This window comes from Bradyrhizobium sp. JYMT SZCCT0180 (assembly GCF_018130165.1).
GTDB lineage: Bacteria > Pseudomonadota > Alphaproteobacteria > Rhizobiales > Xanthobacteraceae > Bradyrhizobium.
Genome location: NZ_JAFCLZ010000025.1, coordinates 91658 through 116124, shown reverse-complemented (window position 1 = coordinate 116124; position 24467 = coordinate 91658). Strand labels below are relative to the sequence as shown.

Here is a 24467-nt window from a genome sequence, read left to right as displayed (position 1 = left end):
CACTCTCCAAGTTCAACGTTGGAACTCGCCGCCGGTCACGCATCGGCGCAGCATGATGCCGCCCGCCGCGACGCAGGCGGCCCGGCTCCCCCCTTGGGAATGCGGTGATGTCAGGACAGTCCGTCGCGCTGACAGCTGCTCGGCACGTAGCCAAAATGCCGGCGGAACGCCGTGGAAAAATTCGCCGGGTTGGCGTAGCCGACGGCATAGGCGGCCTCGGTGACCGACAATCCCTGATGCAGCAAGGCTTCGCGCGCCGATTTCAGCCGGCTGGTTCGAAGATATTCCGTTGCGCTGACGCCATAGACCCGATGAAATTGCGCCGTGAACGACCGGCGGCTGACGCCGGCATGCCTTGCCAGCTCGGCAATCGTCCAGGGATGCCGCAGATCGGATTCGATCAGCTCCCTGACCGCCTGCAGGCGTAAACGCTTATGGTCGGATACCAGACTGACGCCCTCGTTGCCGCGCAGCGCCAGCATGGCTCGGGCCAGCATCTCGGTCGCATGCGCCGACAGCAGCAGCTCGGCGGTCCGGCCGTCGGCCGCCGGGGAAATCATCTCTATGGCGATCGCCTTGATCCGGGGCGACGCCTTCAGCGACGTGACGAAGACGTTCTGGTCCCTGGTGTCGAACAGTCCGATGAATTCATCCATCAGTCCGAGCCGCTCCAGGGACGCGAGGGGAAAGGCGACGCCGGCCGCCTGCATGTGCGCGCCGCGCGGCGCATCGCCGTCCCACAGCGTCGGCTCTCTGAGCGCCATGACTACGATGGAAGCATCCGAATAGCTGATCCGGGTGGTGCCCTTGCGCGCCCGGCCGCTCCCTGCCCCCTTGAGTATCACGGAGACAAAAAGCCCTGCCTTGATGACACCTTCAGTACGAATCCGGGTGCCCAGCACCATGTTGTTGCGTTGGAAAAGACAGCCCGGCGTCTCCAGCCATTGCGTGCGGCTGGCAAAATCTTCCACGATCGACCTGTCGCTGTCATCGGGATCGACGATGCGGAACTGCTCGAAAATGTGGTCGTAGATATGCGGCATCAACGCGGTTCGGAAACGTTCATGGCGCCACTATGCAATCCGCGCACATCGTCCTCAACGATGATCGCCGCATCCAGTTTAGAAGGCTTTGAAAATAGAATCGTTTTAATCAGCTTGCGATGGATGTGGGCACAGCCGCGTGCACTCCGCACGCGGCAGCAAGCAGACGCCGGCCGGTTCGAATTTCATTCGCCCTCGGCGAAGCCGGCCCGGACGACTTCCTCGCGCTTTCGCCGCAGATGGTTACGCAGGATATGGGCGAGCCCGCCGGCGTCGCGCCGCTGCAGCGCGTTCAGGATTCCTTCGTGCTCCTGAATGGCGAGCGCCCAATGCTCCGGCGACATCGGCGTGATGAACCGTGCCCGCCGTATCCGCGCGGCAATCGACTCATAGAAGCCGGCAAGCACCGCGTTATCGGCCGCGCGCACGATGGCCTCGTGGATCAACCGGTTGCAACGATAGTACGACAGCAGATCCTGCGCGCGATAATGTTCGACCATGCCGGCCTGCAGCTCGGCAATTTCGCGCAGTTGCGCGTCGGAAATGCGCGGACATGCCAGCTCACCGGCCGCGGCCTCGAGCGCCTCGCAGACCTCAAACAATTCCTTGACGTCCTTCCGGGTGAGCTTGGCGGCGCGCGAACCGCGATTGGGCAGTAGCACCACGAGCCCTTCGGCCGCGAGCACCTTGAGCGCCTCGCGTAGCGGGGTCCGCGATATCGCGAACGACGCGCACAGCTCGCGCTCCGGAATGCGCGCGCCCGGCGGGATTTCGCCCTCCGTCAGGACATGCCTGAGGCGTGAAACCACCTCGTCATGCATCATATCGAGGTTCTCCTCGGCGACTCATGGAACCATTTTGAATGCAAAAATGATCCGGACCAAGCAAATTAGACCAGAATTCTGTTGCACTAGATAGTTTTTGCATTCAAAAATGCCCTCCACAGCCAAACTGAGGTTCCATCCTGAGGGGTCTGTCAAGAAAATGAATGAAAACGTCACCCCCGGCACAGACCTGCTTTACGAGGTCCGCGACGGCATCGGCCGGATCATCTTCAACCGGCCGCAGGCGAGAAACTCGCTGACCTTCGGCATGTATGAGCGGCTGTCGGCGATCTGCGAAGCCGCCGCCGGCGACCGCAGCCTCAAGGTGCTGATCCTGAGCGGCGCAGGCGACAAGGCTTTTGCGGCCGGCACCGACATCAACCAGTTTCGCGCGTTCAAGACTCCGCAAGACGCCATCGGCTACGAGGCCCGGATCGACCGCGTGCTGACCACGCTCGAACAATGCGCCGTGCCGACCATTGCGGCGATCAACGGCGCTTGCACCGGCGGCGGCGCCGCGATCGCCGCGTGCTGCGACCTGCGCATCGGCACCAGGACCGCGAAATTCGGGTTTCCGATCGCGCGCACGCTCGGCAACTGCCTGTCGGCATCCAGCATCGGCCGGCTCTCGGGCCTGATCGGGGCGACGCGGCTCAAGGAGATCATCTTTACCGCGCGGCTGATCGAAGCCGAAGAGGCCGCCGGCATCGCACTGCTGCACGAAGTCGTGGAGGATCTTTCCGCCCTCGAACGGCGGGCCGATGATCTGGCGCGGCTTGTCGCCAGCCATGCACCGTTGACGCTGCGCGCCACCAAGCAGGCGCTGCTTCGCGCGCAGCCGAAGCCAGCCGAAGACGAGGACCTGATCCTGATGTGTTACCAAAGCCGGGATTTCCGGGAAGGCATGGACGCGTTCCTGGGTAAGCGCCAGCCGCAATGGACCGGCGACTAAGCAACAAAAACAACAACAAAAATTGCGGGAGAAACAATGGGTCCGCTGAGTGGATTGAAGGTTGTCGATCTGACGCACGTCATGGCAGGCCCGACCTGCACGCTGATGCTCGCCGACATGGGCGCCGAGGTCATCAAGATCGAAAAGATTCCGGCCGGCGACGACACCCGCTACATGGTTCCTCCCAAAATCGGCGACGTCGCGGCCTCGTTCCTGATGATGAACCGCAACAAGAAGGGCATTGCGCTGGATCTGAAGACAGCGGGCGGCGCAAAGGTGCTGCGGCGCCTGATCGGATCTGCGGACGTGCTGGTTGAGAATTTCGGCCCCGGGGTGATGGACAAGCTCGGTTTCGGTTACGCCGACATCAAGAAGGCGCACCCTGCCCTGATCTACTGCTCGCTGTCAGGCTTTGGCCGCACCGGCCCCTACAAGCATCGCCGCGGCTTCGATCTGGTGGCGCAGGCGATGAGCGGCATCATGAGCTTCACCGGCGAGCGGTCCGACGGACCACCGGTCAAATGCGGCGCGCCGCTGTCCGACATCACCGCGGGAATTCTCGCGGCCATGGGCATTCTCGCCGCCTATGCGCACCGTCTCAAAACCGGCGAGGGGCAATGGGTCGAAACCTCCCTGTTCGAGGCCGCCCTCGTTCAGACCTACTGGCAGGCTGCGATTGCGATGGCCACCGGCGTGGCGCCGCAGGCGATGGGTTCGGCCCATCCGCTCAATGCGCCCTACCAGGCGTTCGAAACATCAGACAAGTGGATCGTGGTCGGCGGCGCCAACCAGAAAAACTGGATGCGCACGCTCGAAGTGCTTGATGCAACCGAACTGGCGCGGGATCCGCGGTTTGCGACCGGCGCCGATCGAATGGGGCATTTGAAGGAACTGGAAGCCGTCCTCACGGCGCGCTTCAAAACCAAATCCGCCGAATACTGGCTGGCTGCGCTCGAGGAGGCCGGCGTCCCCTGCGGGCCCGTCAACGACATGCTGCAGGCGCTCGCCGACCCGCAGACGATCGCGCGTGAAATGGTAGTCGAGGTCGGGCATTCCACGCTCGGCCAGGTGAAGACGATCGGATTGCCGATCAAGTTCTCGCAGACGCCCGGCAAGGTGCGGTCGGGCGCGCCGCTCTACGGCGAGCATACCAATGCAATCCTCGGCGCATACGGCTTTGACGCCGACGAGATTGCCGCGCTTCACAAGGAGGGCGCAATCGCCGCGCCGGAGTTTGCCGGGGATGAAGTAGGCTGACGCAAAAGCCCCGCAAACGCCAAGACCAAGAAAACAAAAATCAAAAGACACATGGCAAAACATTTGGGAGGACTAGATGTCTCAGAAGCCGACATTCGCTGCGATTGCCTTCGGTCTCGCAATCGCCTTCACGGGAGCGGCCAATGCCGCCTGGCAACCGGCCAAGCCGATCGAATTCATTGCAACGGCAGGCCCGGGCGGCGGCACGGACAACTTCGCACGTGCCGTCCAGAACATCGTCACCAAATACAAGCTGGTCGAGCAGCCGATCGTCGTCGTCAACAAGGCCGGCGGCAGCGGCGCAGAAGGCTACACCTACACCAAGGCGATGGCGGGCGATCCCTACAAGGTCGTGTTCGGCACATCGAACGCCTGGAACCAGCCGATGGTCTCCAAGGTCGCCTATAACTACACCGACCTGACGCCGATTGCCGCGATGGTGCAAGACGAATTCCTGCTCTGGGTGAAGCAGGATGCGCCCTACCAGAACGTGCAGGATTTTCTCAAAGCCGTTGCCGCCAAGCCGCCGGGCGATGTCAAGATGGGGGGCGCGCAGTCAAAGGACACCGATGAAACCCTCACCCGCATGATCGACAAGGCGGCCAAGGTGAAATTCGTCTACATTCCCTTCAAGAGCGGCGCCGAAGCCGCGGTGCAACTGGCCGGCGGCCATATCGACGCCCATGTCAACAATCCCAGCGAAAGCATCGGACAGTGGAAGGGCAGCACGCAGCGTCCGCTATGCGCCTTCAGCCCGCAGCGCCTGCCCGACGGGCCGAAGGTCACGGCAACGCAGAACTGGCACGATATCCCGACCTGTGTTGAATCCGGCCTTGCCATTCCGCAATTCCAGCAACCGCGCACGGTGTGGCTGCCGGGAAAGGTGACATCAGATCAGACCGCCTTCTATGTCGACCTGATGAAGAAAGTGCAGGCCACGCCGGAATGGAAGGAATATATCGAGCGGACGTCGCAAACCGACACTTTCCTGATCGGCGACGCCTTCAACAAGTTCATCAAGGAAGACATCGAACGCACCCGCAAGGTTGCGGTCGATGAAGGTTGGCTGATCTCCAACTAGAGTTTTGGTCATGGTCTCTGGACGCAGCCTGGAAGCGGCGACGGCGCTCATTACCGGGGCGTTCGGCGCCGCCGTGATCGTCTCCAGCCTCGACAACGGCATCGGCTGGTCCGCAGCCGGCGTCGAGTCCGGCACCTTTCCGTTGATCGTCGGCGTCGTCATTTTGGCCGGCAGCCTGTTCAATCTCGTGCAGGGATGGCTGCACGCCCGCGCCGTCATCCTTGGTCCAAGCGAACTCCGGCGACTAGCGATCCTGTTCGTCCCGGCCGCGGTCTTTGTCGGGGTCATTCCGCTGATCGGGATGTATGTGGCGGCGGCCTTGTACATTTTTGGTGCGATCGCCTGGAACAAGCGCGGATCATTGCTGCTTGCGGCGGCCGCCGCGATCGGCACGGCGCTGGCGCTCTATCTGATGTTCGAGAAGACATTCCAGATCTCGTTGCCGCGCGGCGCGCTCGGCACCTGGCTCGGCTTCTAGGGGAGCGCTTCGTTGGAAAATCTCGAAGCCCTGATGCACGGCTTTGGCATCGCGCTGTCAGGCAATCATATTTTCCTGATGGTGATCGGCGTGCTGCTCGGCATTCTCGTTGGCGTGCTGCCCGGCCTCGGCGCCCCCAACGGCGTTTCGCTGCTGCTGCCGCTCACCTTCGGAATGCAGCCGGTATCGGCCATCATCCTGCTCTCGTCGATGTATTGGGGCGCCTTGTTCGGCGGCTCGGTCACATCAATCCTGTTCAACATTCCCGGCGAACCCTCCTCGGTCGCGACCACGTTCGACGGCTATCCGATGGCGCGCGACGGCAGGCCGACCACGGCGCTGGCGACGGCGTTCGGCTCGGCTGCCTTTGGCGCGCTCGCCGGTGTCGTTCTGATTACGCTTGCGGCGTCATGGGTGGCGCAAGTGGCGCTGGCGTTTGGACCACCGGAATACTTCGCGGTCTATTTTCTGGCGTTTGCGAGTTTCATCGGCATGGGCGGCTCGCCGCCGATCAAGACGCTGGTGTCGCTCGCGATCGGCTTCGCGCTGGCGGCCGTCGGGATCGACACGGTCTCCGGCAGCGTGCGGCTCACCATGGGCATCGACGAGATGGTGAAGGGCGTCAGCTTCGTGGTCGCCGTCATGGGGCTGTTCGGGATCGGCGAGTTGATGATTGCCGTGGAAGAGGAATTTCACGTCAAGGCGATCTCCTCCAAGGTGGAGTGGCGCGAAGTCTTCCGTACGCTCGTGGGCCTTCCAAAACATGGCTGGGCGCTGCTGCGCAGCGCGGCGATCGGCTGCTGGATGGGTATCACGCCGGGAGGCCCGACCGCCGCATCCTTCATGAGCTACGGCATCGCCAAGCGTCTTTCGCCCCGGCACGCGAATTTCGGCAAGGGCGAGCCGGAAGGCATCGTCGCTCCGGAAGCCGCGGATCATGCCGCCGGCACCAGCGCCCTGCTTCCGATGCTGTCGCTGGGCATCCCGGGATCGGCGACCGCGGCCGTCATGATGGGCGGCCTGATGATCTGGGGCCTCAATCCCGGACCGATGCTGTTCGTCGAGCAAAAGGACTTCGTCTGGGGACTGATCGCCTCGATGTATCTCGGCAACGTCGTCGCCGTGGTGCTGGTGCTGCTGACGGTGCCGATCTTCGCGGCGCTGATGCGCGTGCCGTTCTTCATCATCGCGCCTGTGATCGTCATCATCTGCACCGTCGGAGCGTACTCGGTTTCCAATTCCTACCTCGACGTCATGTTGATGATGGGATTCGGCGTGCTCGGATATCTGTTCAAGAAGCTTCATTATCCGCTGGCGCCACTGGTGCTCGCGATCGTGATTGGCGACAAGGCGGAAGACGCATTTCGCCAATCCATGCTGATGTCGAAGGGCTCGCTTGGAATATTTTTTGCCAAGCCGCTGGTGACAACGCTGATCCTGCTTGGCGCGGCGCTGCTGCTGATGCCGACAATCTGGCGAACGATCGGCCGGATGATGCCGCGATCGGAAGTAAAGCCATGATCGTCGCACCGAACAAATTGACCGCAGATAAGGCCCGGAGATCCTGATGAGACCGATCATAGCGCTTGCGATGGGCGACCCCGCCGGCATCAGCCCGGAACTGACGGCCCGGCTCCTCGCCCTCGATGACGTCGCGGCCCGGGCCCGGATCGTCGTCATCGGCGACCGCCGCGTCCTCGATGATGGCGCGCGCGTTGCCGGCGTGAAGCTCGACCTGGTAACCGCGTCGCCCGACGCCGACCTGTCGAAGGAAGAGCGGGCCCCGGTTTTCATCGATCTCGGCCACCTCGATCCGGCATCGGTCGCGCGAAGCACCGCGACAGCCGAAGGCGGCCGGTTTGCGCTGACGAATTATCGTCAGGCGCTGACGATGGCACGCGACGGCCGGGCCGACGCCGTTTGCTTTACGCCATTCAACAAGAACGCCATGCGGCTCGCACATCCCGTCTATGACGACGAGATCAGCTTTTCGGCCGACGTGGTCGGGCTCGACGGCCCCGCAAGCGAATTCAACGTGTTGGATGGGCTTTGGAACGCCCGCGTCACATCGCATATCCCGCTTGCGGAGGTCGCTTCGCACATCACCCGGGAACGCGTCCTGCGTGCGCTGCGGCTAACGGATGCCTCGATGCGGTCAGCCGGGTTCAATCGTCCGCGCATCGCGGTCGCCGGCCTCAACCCCCATGCCGGCGATGGCGGGAATTTCGGGCGGGAAGAGATCGACGCGATCGGCCCCGCGGTAGATGAGGCCCGCACAGACGGGATCGCAACCGAAGGCCCGTTTCCCGCAGATACCGTGTTCCTCCGCGCCAAAGCCGGCGCATTCGATGCGGTGCTGACGATGTATCATGACCAGGGCCAGATCGCGATGAAGCTGATGGGCTTCGATCGCGGCGTGACGCTGCTGGGCGGCTTTCCGTTTCCGATCTGCACGCCGGCCCACGGAACGGCCTACGACATCGCCGGGAAGGGAATCGCGGGGATCGGAGCCGCCCATGCGGCGATCCTGCTTGCGGCGGAAATGGCGCAGAGAAAGCTGCAGGCTTGAATCAGTGTTGGGCAACCAACTCGTACGGGAGAAGCCACGCGCCAGCGGCTAGCGTCTGGTCACGACGCGAGGCCTATGCGCGTTCGCCGTCGTTCTGCAGTTCCCGGAATATCTGCTGATCTTGCAGGATGACATCAGCCGTTTGCTGGTAATGCGTCGTGAGCAGGGCCACGGCATCGTCCGCCTCCTTGCTCAATACGGCTGTCATGATCGCCTGATGTTCGTCGCTCACGTGCCTCGATGGAAAGGCCCTTTGGATCGACAGGCGCCGATACCGGTACAGCTGGTCGGCAAGTTGTCCGCAAAAGGCCATCAGTGACTGCGACCCGCAATTTCCGATCAGGGTCCTGTGGAAGACGCGATGCAATCTCTCCCACTCCGGATTGTCTTCGAAATGCTCTGACTTGAGCGAACGAGGTGTCCTGGCGAGACGGTGCTGCGCGAGCAGCAGCAGCTCTTCCCATTGCGGCGTCGAGGCCGCCATGGATTCCCGCAGCGCAAGGCTTTCGACCCAGCACCGGGTCTTGGTCAGTTCGATCAATTCGTTCCGGCTGATATCCGCGACGTAAAACCCGCGCTGTTCGCGGCATTCGACCAGGCCATCGGCGGTCAGGCGATTGAGCGCCTCGCGCAAAGGCGTCTGGCTGGTCTGATACGTCTCGGTCAGGAAGCGCATCTGCAACTTCCGGCCTGGCTCAAGCCTCCCGGAAAGCAGGTCTTCCCTCAGCCGATCATAGACCGTGCTCGCTTGCGTGGAGGATGGCGTAACTGACGCCAAGCGAAGCGCTGATGTGGTGACCACGCCCAAATTCTCCTTTCGGTCCTCAACCCGGTGACCGATTCTTTCTATATACACTCTATCGCATTTCCAAGAAATATATAAATTATTGTTGCCAAGATCATTTTTTATAGGTTAGGAGTCTCCGAGAACCTAGGAAACGGCCAGCGGGACCGAAAGCCACGCGGTTTACGACAACGCTCATCGTTTCCAGGATTTGGGAGCACGCTACGGAATGACCCATTTTCCCGTCACGGCATTGCGCAGCGTCGAGCTCGAAACGCCTGAGATCGGCCGGTCGGAGCAGTTCTACACGTCCGTCTGGGGGCTTGATCTCGTGACGCGCCATGAGGGCGTGACGTATCTGCGGGCCAGCGGCACCGATCATCATGTGGTCGCCTTGCGGCAGGGCGATCGCCCTGCGCTCAGGGCTGTCACCTTCCGACTCGATTCCGATGCGGAGTTCGACTCGATCGTTGCGGCATCACAGCAGCAGGGCGCGACACTGCTGCACGGTCCCGTTCAAAATCCCGCTCCCGATGGTGGGACGGTCATGGCCATTCGGGCACCCGGCGGCGGCGTGCTGCGCTTCGTTTACGGAGACCTGCAGCATGCCGCATCTCTTCCGTCCTCGAACCGGCCGACGAGACTGGCTCACGTCAACCAGAACGCCGCAGATGTCGACGGCCTGGCCTCGTTCTATCAGCGCGCGCTTGGCTTTCGCCTGACGGATCGCACCAAAGCCATGGCGTTCGTCCGCTGCAATGACGACCACCATGCGATCGTCATCGCCGATGCCGCCGTGAACGGACTCAATCACGTCGCCTTCATGATGCCGGACCTGGAAGCTGTGATGCGGGGCTCGGGCCGCATGATCGACGCCGGATTTCCAATCGCCTGGGGCGTCGGCCGCCACGGCCCTGGCGACAACGTCTTCGCTTACTTCATCGATCCGGTCGGGATCGTCATCGAATACACCGCCGAAGTTCTGCAGGTCGACGACAACTACGTGGTGCGCGGACCGTCGGAATGGGTCTGGCCACCGGGCAGGACAGATCACTGGGGCATCGCCCCTCCCAAGGCCGATCACGTCAAGGCGGCCCAGACGGCCGTGCCCTACGCCGATGCTTAACCGCGCGATCCGCTTCGTCTTAAAATCTCGACTGGAGTCCTGAGTGACGCTTTCATCGGAGCAACACCGCAGCGATTACAGCGTTGTCGTGGTCGGTCACGGCCCGTCGGGCGCGATCGCGGCCAGCCTGCTCGGGGACAGGAATATCCGTACCCTCGCGATCGACCGCCAGCGCGACGTCTACGACAAGCCGCGCGCGATCGCGATCGACCATGAGATCCTGCGCCTGCTCGACAACCTCGGCGCCGCGGAGCGCGTGCTGCCTTTCATCGCACCGTTTCCTGCCTCCCAGCATTTTGGCGCCAAGGGTCAGTTGATACGCCGGATCGATATGGTCCCCGAACCTTTTCCGCTTGGCTACACCCCCAGCATGGTCTTCACGCAGCCGCCGGTCGAGGCGGCGCTGCGCGCGCACGCCGCGGCCTATGACAGTGTCGACGTCGAACTCGGAACAGAGCTAGCCGGTTTCGATCAATCGCCGGACCGTGTGACGCTGCAGCTGCGCGACGACAAGGGAGCGACACGCGTCGTCACCGCCGACTATATGATCGCGTGCGACGGCGCCTCGAGTGGAACGCGCCAAGCGCTTGGCATCACCTTCGAAGACCTCGTATTCGACGAACCCTGGCTTGTCGTCGATCTCCGGGTCAACGATGCCGCACTCGGCAAGCTGCCGGAGACGGCGGCGCAATTCTGCGATCCGTCCCGGCCGACGTCCTTCATCGTCGGCCCCGGCAATCATCGCCGGTTCGAGATCATGCTGCTGCCGGGTGAAGATCCCCGTGAGATGGAAGCGCCTGATCAAGTCTGGCGGCTGCTCAGCCGATGGATCGGGCCTGATGACGCTACGCTGTGGCGTGCCGCGAGCTACCGGTTTCATGCGCTCGTCGCCGAGGAGTGGCGGCGGGGCCGCATATTCCTGGCCGGCGATGCCGCGCATCAGCAGCCCCCCTTCATCGGCCAGGGCATGTGCCAGGGCATTCGCGATGTCGGAAATCTGGTCTGGAAGCTCGATCGCGTCCTGAAAGGACAATCCGGCGCCGCGCTGCTCGACACCTATGGCGAGGAGCGAAGTGAGCATGTTCGCCAACTCACCACCCGGATCAAGGCGATCGGGCACGTGATTTGCGAGCGCGATCCCGTCGCGGCCGCAGCGCGCGATATCCGCATTCTTGCCGAAGGCGGCGGTGTTCCCCGCACCTTCACCCGCCAGGAGATCGTCCCGCCGCTTCAGAAAGGCCTGCTGGCGTTCCCGCTGCATCCGGCGCACGGCACGCTGTTTCCGCAGCCCTGGATCAGAACGGCAGAAGGGCGGCGCCTGCTCGATGTTGCCGCAGGGACCGGATGGCGGCTCGTGCTGGACCAGCGCTACGCGCCGGACCTGACCGCTGATCTGCGGGCGCATCTGACCGGGCTCGGCATGCGCCTGATCCGAATCCGTCCTGCTGACGCGGCGGATCAGACCGGGCACGACGCATTCGCTGAAGAAGATGGCGTTCTCGCCGCCTGGTTCGACCGCCACGGCTGCCGCGCCGCGATCGTCCGGCCGGACCATTACGTCTTCGGTGTCGCGAACGACGAAGGTGAGCTCGGCAGGATGCTGTCAGAGCTTGCGACGCGGCTTCAATGATTTCATCGGGGTTCAAACACTCACACCGTTACGCGGTTCCAAAAGCGAGGACATCACAATGAAATTAGCCAGTTTCAAAATCGGCAACAGCCGCACCTGGGGCGTGATCGAGGGCGAGGAAGCGATTGACGTCGGCGCGCTGCTTGGGGATCGCTATCCCGATCTCAAATCGGCGATCGCCGCCGACGCATTGCCGGCTGTGCGCGACACCATCCGCACGGCAAAGCGCACCCCCACGGCCGAGATCATTTGGCTGCCGGTCATTCCAAATCCCGACAAGATTCTCTGCATCGGCCTGAACTACGAGATGCACCGCAAGGAAACCGGACGTGCCGAAGTCGAGAACCCCACCGTGTTCGGCCGCTTCGCCAACAGCCAGACCGGGCACCTCGCCAACATCATCCGGCCAAAGCTCTCACACGATCTGGACTTCGAAGGCGAACTCGCGATCATCATCGGAAAGCCCGGACGCCATATCGCGCGTTCTGACGCGTGGAACCACATCGCCGGCTATGCCTGCTACAACGAAGGCAGCGTGCGCGATTTTCAACGCCACACGCATCAGTTCACGCCCGGCAAGAACTTTCCGGAGACCGGCGCTTTCGGTCCCTGGATGATGACGCCGGACGAACTCGGCGACGTTGCGCCGCTGCGGCTGCAGACGCGCGTCAACGGTCAGATCGTCCAGGACGCGACGATCGATCAGATGATTTTCGATATCCCGCGTCAGATCGAATACTGCTCGTCCTTTACGCGCCTCGAACCGGGCGATGTGATCGTAACGGGGACGCCCGGCGGTGTTGGCGCCAAGCGAACCCCGCCGCTCTGGCTGAAGCCGGGCGATACCGTCGAGGTCGAAATCGATCGCCTTGGCGTGCTGCGCAATGGCGTCGCCGACGAAATTTGATTTGTCCGAGAGAACGCCGCCTCAAGCGATCAGAAATCGCAGGCGAATATTTCAGGGAGGATCACCATGCCAAAACTATCCCGCCGCGTGCTGTTGACCGGCATTGCGCTTTGCCTCTCGGTCCCTGTGTACGCGCAATCATGGCCGCAAAGGCCGGTGTCGGTCGTGGTGCCGCAGGCGGCGGGCAACAGCCCGGATGTGCTGTGCCGCCTGATCGCCGAAAAACTCTCGCGGGCGCTCGGGCAGCAGTTCGTCGTCGAGAACCGCCCAGGAGCTGCGAACCTCGTTGGCACGCAGGCCGTCGCCCGCGCCGCCCCCGACGGATACACCTTCCTGTTTGCCACGTCGGCCGCGCTGGTCACCAACCCCTATACGTTCAAGAAGCTTCCCTACGATCCGATGAAGGATTTTGTGCCGGTCGCGATGATGGCCCGCAGCAACCACGTCCTTCTCGTCAATCCCGAGGTCAAGGCGAAGACGCTCGCAGAGCTGATCGCGCTGGAAAAGTCGGCACCGGGTTCGCTGAGCATGGCGGTCGACGGCCCGCGCAACCTCTCGGGCCTGATCGCACAATCCATCAACAAGCAGGCCGGGACCGGCTTTGTTCTGGTCCCCTACAATACGACCACGAACGCGGTGCAGGACAGCATCACGGGACGGGTCCAGGTGACGATACAAGCCGCATCGATCGCAGAATCCTTCATCGCGGCGGGCACGCTTCGACCTGTTGCCGTTGCGGGCAGCAAGCGCATCGGTTCGTTGCCGGACGTGCCGGCGATCGCGGAAACGTTGAAGAGCGTCGACCTGCAAGGCTGGTTCATGTTGATGGCGCCTGCCGGCACGCCCACCGACATCATCCAGAAACTCAGCTCCGAGATTGCGGGCGCACTAAAGTCCCCCGAGGTACAGGAGCGCGCTCCCGCCCTCGGCTTTGATGTCGGCATTGGTGACGCGGTGACGCCTGCGGGTGCGAAGCGCTTTCTCGATGCCGAGCATGCGTCCGCAGGCAAGGTCATTCAGGACCTCGGCATCCAGCCTGAATAGCAAGCAATTGGGGTGCGGACTAGCGCGCAGCATGAGCCGCCCGGTCAGGAGATGAAATCAGGTCTGACTCCGGGCGAAAGCGGACACCGGACCTGCCTGGCGGCAAGCACAGGTTAAGCGATTGACCCAACCCGGACATTGGGCCTAGCGGCCGTGTAGCCATTCATGCTTTGATGGATTTGGCTGAACCTACCAAGTTCGAGGCTCTTTTGACCGACGAGCGTGTAGTACGGCGGCTGGCGGCGGTGCTGGCGGCGGATGTCGCCGGCTACAGCCGTTTGATGGGACGCGACGAAGAACGTACGCTTGCTGACCTGAAGTCGTTGCGGAAGATCCTCTTCGATCCGGCCATCACTGCGCATCACGGCCGTATCGTCAAAACCACCGGCGACGGCATGCTGGTGGAGTTTGCCAGCGCTGTCGATGCTGCGCGCTGTGCGATCGAAGTTCAGCGTGGCATGGCCGCCCAGAATGCTGGCGTCTCACAGGACGTCAGGATCGAGTTTCGCATCGGCATTCACGTCGGCGACATCATCATCGACGATAACGACATTTTCGGCGACGGCGTCAATATTGCCGCGCGTGTCGAGAATGAGTGCGAACCGGGCGGTGTTTACGTCTCTGGAAATGCCTTTGAGCAGATTAGAGGCAAGACCAAGTTCGAATTCGATGATTTGGGCGAGCGCACACTGAAGAATATAGAGCGCCCCGTGCGGCTATACTCTGTACGAGGCGCGAGTATATCTGCGACAACGACCACCGAAGCAGCTTCGACGATGCCGTCGAATGCCAATGATCCTTTGCCGCTTCCTGACAAGCCATCTATCGCCGTCCTCCCGTTTCAGAACATGAGCGGCGACCCCGAGCAGGAGTATTTCGCTGACGGCATGGTCGAGGACGTCATTACTGCGCTGTCGCGGTTCAAGTCGCTGTTCGTCATCGCGCGCAACTCATCGTTTTCCTACAAGGGAAAGTCTCCCGATATACGACAAGTGGGTCGCGAGCTCGGTGTGAGGTACGTTCTCGAAGGCAGCGTGCGTAAAGCCGGCAGCCGAATAAGAATCACCGGCCAGCTTATCGACACCAGCACCGGCGCGCATCTTTGGGCGGACCGCTTCGACGGCGCCCTCGAAGACGTCTTCGAATTGCAAGACAAGGTCACAGAGAAAGTCGTCACGGCGATTGCGCCGCGTCTCGAGCAAGCCGAGATCGACCGTTCGAAGCGCAAGACGGCTGGAAACCTCAGCGCCTACGATTGCTACCTTCGAAGCCTCCCCTATCTGCGGCTTCCATCAAAGCAGAGCCTTGAAGAGGCGATGCCGCTGCTGAGGCAGGCCATTGAGCTCGGCCCGGAGTTTGCCCCCGCCTACGGCCTGCTTGCTCAGTGCTATGCCTACCGGAAGGGCGCCGGGCTAGTGTCGAGTCCCGACGAGGAGAACGCCGAAGTCGCCCGCCTGGCCCGAATCGTTTTGCGTATTGGCCAGGACGATGCGGCCGCTCTCAGTAGCGCGGGCTGGGCCATCGCTTACGTTCTGCGCGACCTTCCTCATGCGCAATCACTCGTTGATCGGGCTTTATCAATGAATCCCAATCTGGCGCATGCCTGGGGAATCAGCGGATGGCTCAATGTGTGGTCAGGAAATCCGGCCGTGGCGGTGGAGCATCTGACCCGGGCCATGCGGCACGACCCACTGCACGGCCGTCATCATGTATCCATGCAGAACGCCATGGCGCATGCCCTTTTCTTTCTCGACAAGTACGACGAGTCGATGGCCTGGGCTGAAAAAATTCTTCGGGAGAATTCGGAATCGCATCCAGGGCTTCGCATCTTCGCCGCGAGCGCCGCTTTTGCCAACATGACAGACACCGCTGTGAAAATGTGTGCGCGATTGCACGCCATCGATCCGGAGTTTCGCATGTCGCGTGTGGCGTCCTACCTCGGCCCCTACCAGAAGCCGGAATTTGTCGAAAAGTATGCCCAAGGACTGCGGCTCGCGGGCTTGCCAGAATGAGCAGCTGTTCCTTTCGAACGCAACTGCCGGCTGACGAATTTTCGCGACGATGAATTCGATCGCGGCCTAAATATTTGATGACAGTTTTATGACAGCGGCGTCCATCGGCGCCGGCAAGACCGATTCTTCAAGCGCAGAGCGCCGACGCGCTCTGCATCACCCCGCAAGACTCCTGACGCACGCATATTTTTGTCGTGATTCGCTGCGATTCATGACAGAAGTAAAACAATCAGATGTCAGTTCGATTAAATGCGGAGCGGTGAATGAGCTTGGAATGGCGCGCGCAACCAGCCTCCCTGGCCTGGTCTAACCCGGTGATCCGGTGGTGGGGCATGCTGACGTTGGTCAGCGGCGCCAATATCGCGGTTTGGTTCGTGCTGTACCGCCAGCTCCACGGACAGCCGATTGGAAGTCCAGCCAGCGCGTCCGGCGTCGAGCTGATGCTCGCGCTCAGCGCCGCCTATGTGTTCGGCTGCGCCTTCCGCTCGATCCTGCCGCGCGCCGACGTGCAGCGGATCTGCCTGTTCGACACCTGGCTGTCGAGCGTGTTCGTCGGCCGCTCGGTCGCGACCGTGGCCGAGATCGCCTTCGCGGCGCAATGGGCTGTTATCTTGCACCAGCTCGGCACCGTGACAGGCGCGGACACCACCGTGAACGCCGCCTGGGCGATCGTGCCGCTGATCGTGATCGCCGAGTGCTACTCATGGCACGCGGTGCTGACCACCAAATATCTAAACAACGCGATCGAGAATTCGATCTGGGCCGTCGTCTTCTTCATCATCGGCGTCGGCCTCTGCCGCCTGCTGCCGGAGTTCGACGGCGCGGTGCGCGCGATCCTGGTCGTCACGATCGTCGGGATCGCGTTCTATCTGGCGTTCCTGATGACCGTCGACGTCCCGATGTATCTGAACCGGTGGCGGGCCGATGTCGCCGACGGCAATACGCTGCTGCACCCGCTCGAGGGTCTGCGCGACGTGCGCACGCGCTGGATCGTGACGCACGACATTGCCGAGTGGAAGGAAGAGATCGCCTGGATGTCGCTCTATTTCAGCCTGGCGGTCTGGTCGAGCCTGGCGCTGTGCGTGTTCTACTCGCTCGAGGATCATCTGCCGCGCTATCGCACCCCGGCGCCCGTCGCGAGCATTTCGTCGCAGGCGCCTGCGGTTGTCGCCGGGCTTGATCCCGTCATGGTGCACCACCGCAATTAGTCGCTGACGCCGCTTTTCCCAACGAACATGCGCGGCTGCGGCGGATAGCCGGTCGTTTGGCGTAGCCGTTCGCCTGATCAGCCGGGTCAAGCCGGACTTTTGGTCAAGACGGTTTTGGCGAAGCGTGGCCCAGTTCCTGCTTTGACAGTCTGGTACTAACCTGATCCATTTCCTTGGCGATCCAATCATTTGGGTCCAGCCCCCGCGGCGGCGGGGGCGCCAGGGGGCGCAAGTCAGGCATTCAGCACCAGCCGAGGAGTCAATCCGATGCAAGAACGGGAACTTCGAGATCTCATTGCAGACGTCAAGACCGGACGCTTGTCGCGGCGGTCCTTTGTCCAGCAGATGATCGCCGTCGGCCTGACCGCGCCGATGGCCGGCATGATGCTGGCCCAATCCGGGGTGGCGATGGCCCAGACTACGTTCCCCTACAAGCCGACCAAGGCCGGCGGCGGCGGGCTTCTGAAGCTGCTCTATTGGCAAGCGGTGACCCTGCTTAACCCGCATTTCGCCATCGGAACCAAGGATCAGGAAGGCTCCCGAATCTTTTACGAGCCGCTGGCGGGATGGGACGCCGAGGGCAATCTGGTACCCGCGCTCGCCGCCGAGATTCCGAGCAAGGAGAACGACGGGCTCGCCGAAGACGGCCGCTCGGTGGTGTGGAAGTTGAAGCGCGGCGTCAAATGGCATGACGGAAAGCCGTTCACGGCTGACGACGTGGTCTTCACCTGGGAATACGCGCGAAACCCGGAGACCGCCGCGGTCTCGATCGCGAGCTACAAGGACGTCAAGGTCGAAAAGATCGACGACTTCACCGTTCGCGTCGTGTTCGCCAAGCCGACGCCGTACTGGGCCGATGCCTTTGTCGGCAATTACGGCCCGATCCTCCCAAAACACGTGTTTGCGGATTATATCGGCAGCAAGTCGCGCGAAGCGCCGGCCAACCTGAAACCCGTGGGCACCGGCGCCTACATGTTCGTCGATTTCAAGCCGGGCGACATGGTGCTGGCCAAGCGCAATCCCGACTACCACGTCCCCAATCGACCGCAGTTCGATACGCTGGAAGTCAAGGGCGGCGGCGATGCAGTGTCGGCCGCGCGCGCGGTGCTGCAGACCGGCGAATATGATTACGCCTGGAACATGCAGGTGGAAGACGAGATCCTGCTCAGGCTCGAGGCTGCGGGCAAAGGCAAAGTGACCATTACGCCGAGCGGCAACGTCGAGTTCATCCAGCTCAACGCGACCGATCCATGGACCGAGGTGGACGGCGAGCGCGCCAGCGTCAAGACCAAACATCCGCTGTTCAGCGACCCGGCGGTGCGCCAGGCCATCGGCCTCCTGATCGATCGCACCTCGATCGAGAAGTTCATCTACGGCCGGACCGGTACCGCCACCGCGAACTTCCTCAACAATCCGGAACGCTTCCGGTCGAAAAACACCAAATTCGAATTCAACATCGAGAAAGCCAACGCGATCCTGGAGGCCGCCGGCTGGAAGAAGGGCGCCGACGGCATTCGCGCCAAGGACGGCAAGGCGTTGAAGTTCGTCTACCAGACCTCGATCAACGCCCCGCGGCAGAAGACGCAGGCCATTATCAAGCAGGCCTGCCAGAAGGCCGGCATCGACGTCGAGCTGAAGTCGGTGGTGGCATCGGTGTTCTTCTCCTCCGACACCGCCAACCCGGACACCTACCCGCACTTCTATTGCGACGCGCAAATGTACAACACCACCATGCCGCAACCCGATCCGCAGCTGTTCATGAACCAGTACGTGTCGTGGCAGATTGCGAACAAGGAGAACAAGTGGCAGGGCCGCAACATCTGCCGCTGGCAAAACAAGGAGTACGACGAGCTTTACAAGCAGGCCGAGCAGGAGCTCGATGCGGTGAAGCGGGCGGCAATGTACATCAAGCTCAACGACATGGTGGTCGGCGACAATTACATCCAGCCGATCGCCGCCCGGTCGAGGGTCTCAGCGGTAAAGGGCGGCGTGACTGCGCATTTCAGCGGTTGGGACAACGACCTGTGGCAGCTTGCAAACTGGTACCGGGAAGCGTGAGATCAGACGTGAGATTTGTGATGCGCAAAAACTGAACGGGCGGCAGCAGGACGAACAATGGGAAAATATATTCTCAGACGCCTGACTATCGCCCTTCCCAGCCTGCTCGGCATCAGTGTCATTCTGTTTGTGCTGCTGGCGCTGGCGCCGGGAGATCCGTTCGGCGAACTCGCTACCAACAGCAACATTCCACCCGAGGTGGCCGCGGCGCTGCGGGTTAAGTTCGGGATCGACGATCCGATCTACATCCGTTATTTGCGCTGGCTCGCCGCGATGCTGCAGGGCGACTGGGGCTTTTCGTTCGCCAGCCGCATCGACGTCGACCAACTGATCCTGCAACGCGTGCCGACCACGCTGTTCGTGGTCGGCTCGTCGCAGATCCTGGCGTTGGCGGTGGCGCTCCCCGTCGGCGTTTATGCGGCGATGCGGCCCTATTCGATCTTCGACCAGATCGCCAACACCTTTGCGTTCGTCGGCTTCTCGCTGCCGACGTTCTTCACGGGCCTGCTGCTGATCCTGGTCTTCAGCGTCAATCTCGGCTGGCTGCCGTTCGTGTATCGCGCCGACATAGCAGCCACCGGCTGGCAATGGGCCTGGGAATACTTCAAGCAGGCGATCATGCCGATTTCGGTGCTCGGCCTGTTTCAGGCCGCCTCCTATACCCGTTACGTGCGCTCGGCCGTGCTCGACGTCATCAGGCTCGATTATGTCACGACGGCACGCTCGAAGGGCCTCAATGAAGGCAAGGTCGTCATCAAGCACGTGGTGCGCAACGCCTTGATCCCCGTGGTGACGCTGGTCGCGCTGCAGATGCCCGCGGTGTTCGGCGGCGCCATCGTCACCGAACAGATCTTCCGTATCCCCGGCATTGGTTCACTGCTGATCAGCGCCATCCTCGCCAACGACACGCCGGTCATCATGGCAGTGACCTTCGTGTTCGCCTGTCTCGTCGTCCTCTTCAACCTTTTGGCCGATATCATCTATGGCTGGCTCGACCCACGCATCTCCTACCGCTGACGTCGTCGTTCCGCTCGAGGGACGCCCGCGCCACATCTCGCCCGGCTTTGACGCCTGGCGAAAATTTCGCCGCCATCGCATGGCGGTCGCGAGCATCGGCATTTTAACGTTGCTGACCGCGGCCGTTCTGTTCGGGCCGCTGATCTGGCGGATACCGATCAACGAAATCGATTTCACCGCGCGGCTCGCTCACCCGTCGTGGGATCATCCGTTCGGCACCGACGATCTCGGACAGGACCTGTTGGCGCGCATGCTGTATGGCGGCCGCATTTCGCTGGCGGTCGGGTTCGCGGCGATGGCGGTCGCCATCATCGTCGGCGTCCTGATCGGGGCGATCGCGGGCATCTCCCGTGGCAGCGTCGACGCCGCGCTGATGTGGATCACCGATCTGTTCCTGGCACTGCCGCAACTGCCGCTGCTGCTATTGGTGATCTATCTGTTCCGGGATTTTCTCAAGAACTGGGTCGGCGCCGAAGGCGGCGTCTTCATCCTGATCGTGCTCGTGATCGGCGCGTTTCGCTGGATGCCGGTGGCGCGATTGGTGCGCGCGCAGTTCCTGTCGCTGCGCGAAAAAGAGTTCGTCGAGGCGGCGCGCGCGCTCGGCGCCACCACGCCGCGACTGGTGATCAGGCACATCCTGCCGAACTCGCTCGGGCCTGTCATCGTGGCCGGCACCATCGACGTCGCGGCGGCGATCATCGCGGAATCGACGCTGTCGTTTCTCGGCCTCGGCTTTCCGCCTGACATTCCGACCTGGGGGCGGCTGTTGTTCGACGCCAAGGACTATCTCGACATCGCACCGCACTGGGCGCTGTTCGCGGGCGCCGCGATTTTCCTGACCGTGCTCACCATCAATTTCATCGGCGACGGATTGCGCGACGCGCTCGACCCCCGGAGAGTCATGTAATGTTGCGTCCGGAGGATACCGCGAGCGTGGGTGCGAAACCGACCGACGAAGCGCCGATGCTCGACATCAGGGGCTTGAAGACGCATTTTGCGACCGATGACGGCATTGTGCAGGCGGTCGACGGTGTCGATATTGCCGTCCGGCGCGGGGAGACGGTCTGCGTGGTCGGCGAGTCCGGTTGCGGCAAGACGGTCACGGCGCTTTCCGTGCTCAAGTTGATCGCCATGCCGCCCGGGCGGATCGCCGGCGGGCAGATCCTGTGGCAGGGCCGCGACCTGGTGCCGATGGCGGCGGACGAGATGAACCAGATTCGCGCCAAGGAAATCGCCATCGTGTTCCAGGAGCCGATGACCTCGCTCAATCCGGTCTACACCATCGGCGATCAGATCGGCGAAGTGATCGCCCTGCATGAGGGCTTAGGGCGCCGCGCCGTGCTGGAGCGGACCATCGACATGCTGGCGCTGGTCCAGATCCCGAACCCGGCGCGCCGCGTCAACGACTACCCGCACCAGTTTTCCGGCGGCATGCGCCAGCGCGTGATGATCGCGATGGCGCTGTCGTGCCATCCGAAACTCTTGATCGCGGACGAGCCGACCACGGCGCTCGATGTCACGATCCAGGCGCAGATCCTCGATCTGCTGCAAGACATGAAATCGCGCCTCGGCATGTCGATCATGCTGATCACCCACGCCATGGGCGTCGTCGCCGAAGTCGCCCAGCGCGTCGTGGTGATGTATGCGGGCAAGGTGGTGGAGGAAGCCGCGGTCGATCAGCTGTTTGGAAACCCGCGCCATCCCTATACGCAAGGCCTGATCCGCTCGATCCCGCGCGTCGACAGGGGCGGCGGCCGCAAGGCCCGGCTGCAGACCATCGCCGGCACGGTGCCGAAGCTGATCAACCCGCCGCAGGGCTGCCGCTTCGCACCGCGCTGCGGTTTTGCCACCGATGAATGCGTGCGCGCGCAGCCTGCCTTGCGCGAGCTCGAACCTGGCCACAAGGTGGCCTGCATCCACGCCGAAACGACGGTGGTTCAATGAGCGAGCCGCTGCTCAAGGTAACTAAACTCACCAAGGAATTTCCGCTCAAAGGCGGGCTGTTCAGCGGTCAAGTCGCCAGCGTTCATGCGGTCGACGGCGTTGACTTCCACGTCGACCGCGGCGAAACGCTTGGGCTGGTCGGCGAATCCGGCTGCGGCAAGTCGACCACCGGCCGCTGCGTGCTTCGCCTGATCGAACCGAGTTCGGGCGAAATCCATTTCGACGGCAAGGATGTCCGCTCGCTCAGGGCTGACGACCTTCGCATCCTGCGCCGCGACATCCAGATCATCTTTCAGGACCCCTACGCGTCGCTCAATCCGCGCATGAATGTCGGCGCGATCGTCGGCGAAGCGCTGATCATCCACCAACTGACCAAGACCAAACAGCAGTTCGAAGAGCGCGTGGTGGACCTGCTGGAAACCGTCGGCCTGCGGGCGGACCATATGGGCCGCTATCCGAACGAATTCTCCGGCGGCCAGCGCCAGCGCATCGGCATCGCGCGGGCGCTTGCGGTCGAGCCCAAGCTGATCATCTGCGACGAGCCGGTCTCGGCGCTGGACGTTTCGATCCAGGCCCAGGTCATCAACCTGCTTGAAGATTTGCAGGAGAAGTTCGGGCTCGCCTATCTCTTCATCGCCCATGATCTGGCGGTCGTCGAGCATATCTCCAAGCGCATCGCGGTGATGTATCTCGGGCGCATTGTCGAGATGGCGTCGGCCCACGAACTCTATGCCTCGCCGCGCCACCCCTACACCGAGGCGCTGCTGTCGGCGGTGCCGATACCGGATCCGAAAGTGAAACGGCAGCGCGTCCGGCTGTCGGGCGAAGTGCCGAACCCGATTTCTCCGCCGACCGGCTGTCACTTTCACACCAGATGCCCGATCGCGCAGTTTCCGCTGTGCAAGAGCGAGGCCCCACCGCTCAAGCAAAGCGCCGACGGCCACTGGGTCGCCTGCCATTTCCGCTGAAGGCTAGTCTGCGCGAAGCACCGTTCCACCGAGTTGATCCGCCGATGGGCCCCATCCGGGCGACGCCGCAAAGCGCACGCTCATTCCTGTTTCCAGAACCGGTCGTTTGGCATTACCCCGGCTGGATCAGAGGAAAACTCGGGCCTGATGCGGTTGAGATAATACATATTCACCAAACCCTGGTGCTTCACTTCAACGGCGCCACGGGCGTCGGTCTCGAAGCGCGTCTTGATGTGCTGCCAGGTCGATTCGGCGATGCTGATGCGGCCGGGAACGCCGGCAGCCTCGACCCGCTGCGCGATATTCACGGTATTCCCCCAGATATCGTAGGTGAATTTGTGTTTCCCGACGACGCCGGCGATGACTGGTCCGGTATTGATTCCAATCCTCACCTGCCACGCCGGCAGGTGCAGCTTCTCGCGTTGCCGATTGATCCTGGCCAGGTGATCGATGACCTGCAGCGCAGCCAATGCGGCATCGACGGCGTGCGAGCGGTTGGGCTCCGGCACGCCGCCAACGGCGAGATAGGCATCCCCGATCGTCTTGAGTTTTTCCAGGCGATGCTTGGCCATGATGTCGTCGAACACGGTGAAGTGCTGGTCGAGCTGGTCAATGACGCTCGCCGGCTCCATGGTCTCGACCAGTCGGGTGAAGCCGGTGAAATCGATCAGGATCACCGTTGCAGAGTCGAAGAAGCGCGGCTGAATGCGGTCATTTGCCTTGAGCTCGGCTGCGATGGATGACGGCAAGATGTTCAGGAGCAGTTTGTCCGATTCGGCTTTGCCGGCAATTGCGAGGTCGCGCGCCCGCTCCAACTCACGCAGCATCTCGTTGCGCACGAGCAATTGCCGACGCAGTTCGAGATGAACCATCGTCTGCCGCGCCAGTCGTCTGAGGGCCTCCTGCTGCTCGAAGGTAAGCTCTCGCGGCTCGAAGGCGATCACGCACAAAGTGCCCAGCGCATGGCCATCCTGCGTGATGAGTGGAACGCCGCAGTAGAAGCGGATGTGCATATCGCCCGTCACCAGCGGGCTGGTATTGAACCTTTGATCCTTGCTCAGGTCGGGAACGTAGAGGATGTCATTGTTGCAGATCGTGGCCGTGCAGATCGAAATTTCCCGCGGGCATTCGGAAAGATCTGCTGGAAGCGGGCCATACTTTGCCTTCATCCATTGCCGCGAGGCGTCGAGGAAGCTGACCAGGGCGGCGGGGCAGCCGCAGATCTGCGCCGCCAGTTCGGTGATTTCGTCGAAACCGGCTTCCGGAAGCGTGTCGAGGATTGCGTAATTTGTCAGCGCGACAAGGCGTCCGGACTCGTTGGCTGGCAGCGTCTGGTTCATGACAAGCCCTTCGCGTTAGCCGGGTCATCAAGTCTGGTCGCGACTCCTGGAGCTATCCTTGTTGGCTCAAATTAGCACAATGGGGTCTGGAAGACGAGCGATGGGAAGAGCGCAGCGGGAACGCGCGTGGCCGACATCGCCATTCGCCGATTCCGGATTGCGCCGCGAGCGGATCTGCACAGACTGGACGTGAAGCCTGGCCGCCAGCATGATCCCGTGAGAGCT

At 62.3% G+C, this 24467-nt stretch carries 21 protein-coding genes; 17 read left to right on the top strand and 4 right to left on the bottom strand.

Annotation, left to right across the window (positions count from 1 at the left end; genetic code table 11):
• Positions 1 to 110 precede the first annotated feature (110 nt).
• The gene (locus tag JQ641_RS30940; RefSeq protein ID WP_211999647.1) at positions 111 to 1043 is read right to left on the bottom strand and encodes a helix-turn-helix domain-containing protein; all 933 of its coding nucleotides are present in this window, start codon (positions 1041 to 1043) and stop codon (positions 111 to 113) included.
• Between the two features lie 185 nt (positions 1044 to 1228).
• On the bottom strand, positions 1229 to 1867 hold the full coding sequence (locus JQ641_RS30935) for a GntR family transcriptional regulator (protein ID WP_211999645.1): 639 nt from the start codon (positions 1865 to 1867) through the stop codon (positions 1229 to 1231).
• A gap of 160 nt (positions 1868 to 2027) precedes the next feature.
• On the opposite strand from JQ641_RS30935, the gene JQ641_RS30930 reads away from it, so the two are divergent.
• The 6 genes from JQ641_RS30930 (at position 2028) to JQ641_RS30905 (ending at position 8204) form a co-directional block, all read left to right on the top strand.
• Entirely contained in the window at positions 2028 to 2819 is a 792-nt protein-coding gene (locus JQ641_RS30930) for an enoyl-CoA hydratase/isomerase family protein (RefSeq protein ID WP_211999643.1), read from the top strand.
• A gap of 36 nt (positions 2820 to 2855) precedes the next feature.
• The gene (locus JQ641_RS30925; protein WP_211999641.1) at positions 2856 to 4076 is read left to right on the top strand and encodes a CaiB/BaiF CoA transferase family protein; all 1221 of its coding nucleotides are present in this window, start codon (positions 2856 to 2858) and stop codon (positions 4074 to 4076) included.
• Between the two features lie 76 nt (positions 4077 to 4152).
• On the top strand, positions 4153 to 5157 hold the full coding sequence (locus JQ641_RS30920; protein ID WP_211999639.1) for a Bug family tripartite tricarboxylate transporter substrate binding protein: 1005 nt from the start codon (positions 4153 to 4155) through the stop codon (positions 5155 to 5157).
• A gap of 10 nt (positions 5158 to 5167) precedes the next feature.
• Positions 5168 to 5635: a tripartite tricarboxylate transporter TctB family protein gene (locus JQ641_RS30915; RefSeq protein ID WP_211999638.1), complete on the top strand. Its 468-nt coding sequence runs from the start codon at positions 5168 to 5170 to the stop codon at positions 5633 to 5635.
• A gap of 12 nt (positions 5636 to 5647) precedes the next feature.
• Positions 5648 to 7156: a tripartite tricarboxylate transporter permease gene (locus JQ641_RS30910; RefSeq protein ID WP_211999637.1), complete on the top strand. Its 1509-nt coding sequence runs from the start codon at positions 5648 to 5650 to the stop codon at positions 7154 to 7156.
• Positions 7157 to 7202: 46 nt separating this feature from the next.
• Entirely contained in the window at positions 7203 to 8204 is a 1002-nt protein-coding gene (locus tag JQ641_RS30905) for a 4-hydroxythreonine-4-phosphate dehydrogenase PdxA (protein ID WP_211999636.1), read from the top strand.
• 73 nt (positions 8205 to 8277) lie between these two features.
• Here JQ641_RS30905 and JQ641_RS30900 read toward each other — a convergent pair whose 3' ends face one another.
• Positions 8278 to 8982, bottom strand: coding sequence for a GntR family transcriptional regulator (locus JQ641_RS30900; RefSeq protein WP_211999674.1), 705 nt, complete (start codon positions 8980 to 8982; stop codon positions 8278 to 8280).
• 235 nt (positions 8983 to 9217) lie between these two features.
• Here JQ641_RS30900 and JQ641_RS30895 point away from each other — a divergent pair, with 235 nt between their 5' ends.
• The 11 genes from JQ641_RS30895 to JQ641_RS30845 all read left to right on the top strand — a co-directional run bounded on the left by JQ641_RS30895 (position 9218) and on the right by JQ641_RS30845 (position 22902).
• Positions 9218 to 10114, top strand: a complete 897-nt coding sequence (locus JQ641_RS30895; protein WP_211999635.1) for a VOC family protein — start codon at positions 9218 to 9220, stop codon at positions 10112 to 10114.
• 43 nt (positions 10115 to 10157) lie between these two features.
• Entirely contained in the window at positions 10158 to 11744 is a 1587-nt protein-coding gene (gene mhpA, locus JQ641_RS30890; RefSeq protein WP_211999634.1) for a bifunctional 3-(3-hydroxy-phenyl)propionate/3-hydroxycinnamic acid hydroxylase MhpA, read from the top strand.
• A gap of 58 nt (positions 11745 to 11802) precedes the next feature.
• On the top strand, positions 11803 to 12651 hold the full coding sequence (locus JQ641_RS30885; protein ID WP_211999633.1) for a fumarylacetoacetate hydrolase family protein: 849 nt from the start codon (positions 11803 to 11805) through the stop codon (positions 12649 to 12651).
• A 66-nt stretch (positions 12652 to 12717) separates the two neighbouring features.
• A complete protein-coding gene (locus JQ641_RS30880) occupies positions 12718 to 13695 on the top strand; it encodes a Bug family tripartite tricarboxylate transporter substrate binding protein (protein ID WP_211999631.1) in 978 nt (325 codons plus the stop codon).
• Between the two features lie 173 nt (positions 13696 to 13868).
• Positions 13869 to 15707, top strand: coding sequence for an adenylate/guanylate cyclase domain-containing protein (locus JQ641_RS30875; RefSeq protein ID WP_211999629.1), 1839 nt, complete (start codon positions 13869 to 13871; stop codon positions 15705 to 15707).
• A 263-nt stretch (positions 15708 to 15970) separates the two neighbouring features.
• A complete protein-coding gene (locus JQ641_RS30870) occupies positions 15971 to 16915 on the top strand; it encodes a hypothetical protein (protein ID WP_211999628.1) in 945 nt (314 codons plus the stop codon).
• Positions 16916 to 17182: 267 nt separating this feature from the next.
• On the top strand, positions 17183 to 18973 hold the full coding sequence (locus JQ641_RS30865; RefSeq protein ID WP_211999627.1) for a peptide ABC transporter substrate-binding protein: 1791 nt from the start codon (positions 17183 to 17185) through the stop codon (positions 18971 to 18973).
• Positions 18974 to 19030: 57 nt separating this feature from the next.
• Positions 19031 to 19990, top strand: coding sequence for an ABC transporter permease (locus tag JQ641_RS30860; RefSeq protein ID WP_211999626.1), 960 nt, complete (start codon positions 19031 to 19033; stop codon positions 19988 to 19990).
• Positions 19956 to 20897, top strand: coding sequence for an ABC transporter permease (locus tag JQ641_RS30855; RefSeq protein WP_211999625.1), 942 nt, complete (start codon positions 19956 to 19958; stop codon positions 20895 to 20897). The genes JQ641_RS30860 and JQ641_RS30855 overlap by 35 nt, the downstream gene beginning before the upstream one ends.
• Positions 20898 to 20953: 56 nt before the next feature.
• Entirely contained in the window at positions 20954 to 21934 is a 981-nt protein-coding gene (locus tag JQ641_RS30850) for an ABC transporter ATP-binding protein (protein WP_249150864.1), read from the top strand.
• The gene (locus JQ641_RS30845; protein WP_211999622.1) at positions 21931 to 22902 is read left to right on the top strand and encodes an ABC transporter ATP-binding protein; all 972 of its coding nucleotides are present in this window, start codon (positions 21931 to 21933) and stop codon (positions 22900 to 22902) included. The genes JQ641_RS30850 and JQ641_RS30845 overlap by 4 nt, the downstream gene beginning before the upstream one ends.
• A gap of 80 nt (positions 22903 to 22982) precedes the next feature.
• Here the strand turns inward: JQ641_RS30845 and JQ641_RS30840 are convergent, their stop codons facing one another.
• Complete coding sequence (locus tag JQ641_RS30840; RefSeq protein WP_211999620.1) at positions 22983 to 24242, bottom strand: adenylate/guanylate cyclase domain-containing protein; 1260 nt, start codon at positions 24240 to 24242, stop codon at positions 22983 to 22985.
• Positions 24243 to 24467 lie beyond the last annotated feature (225 nt).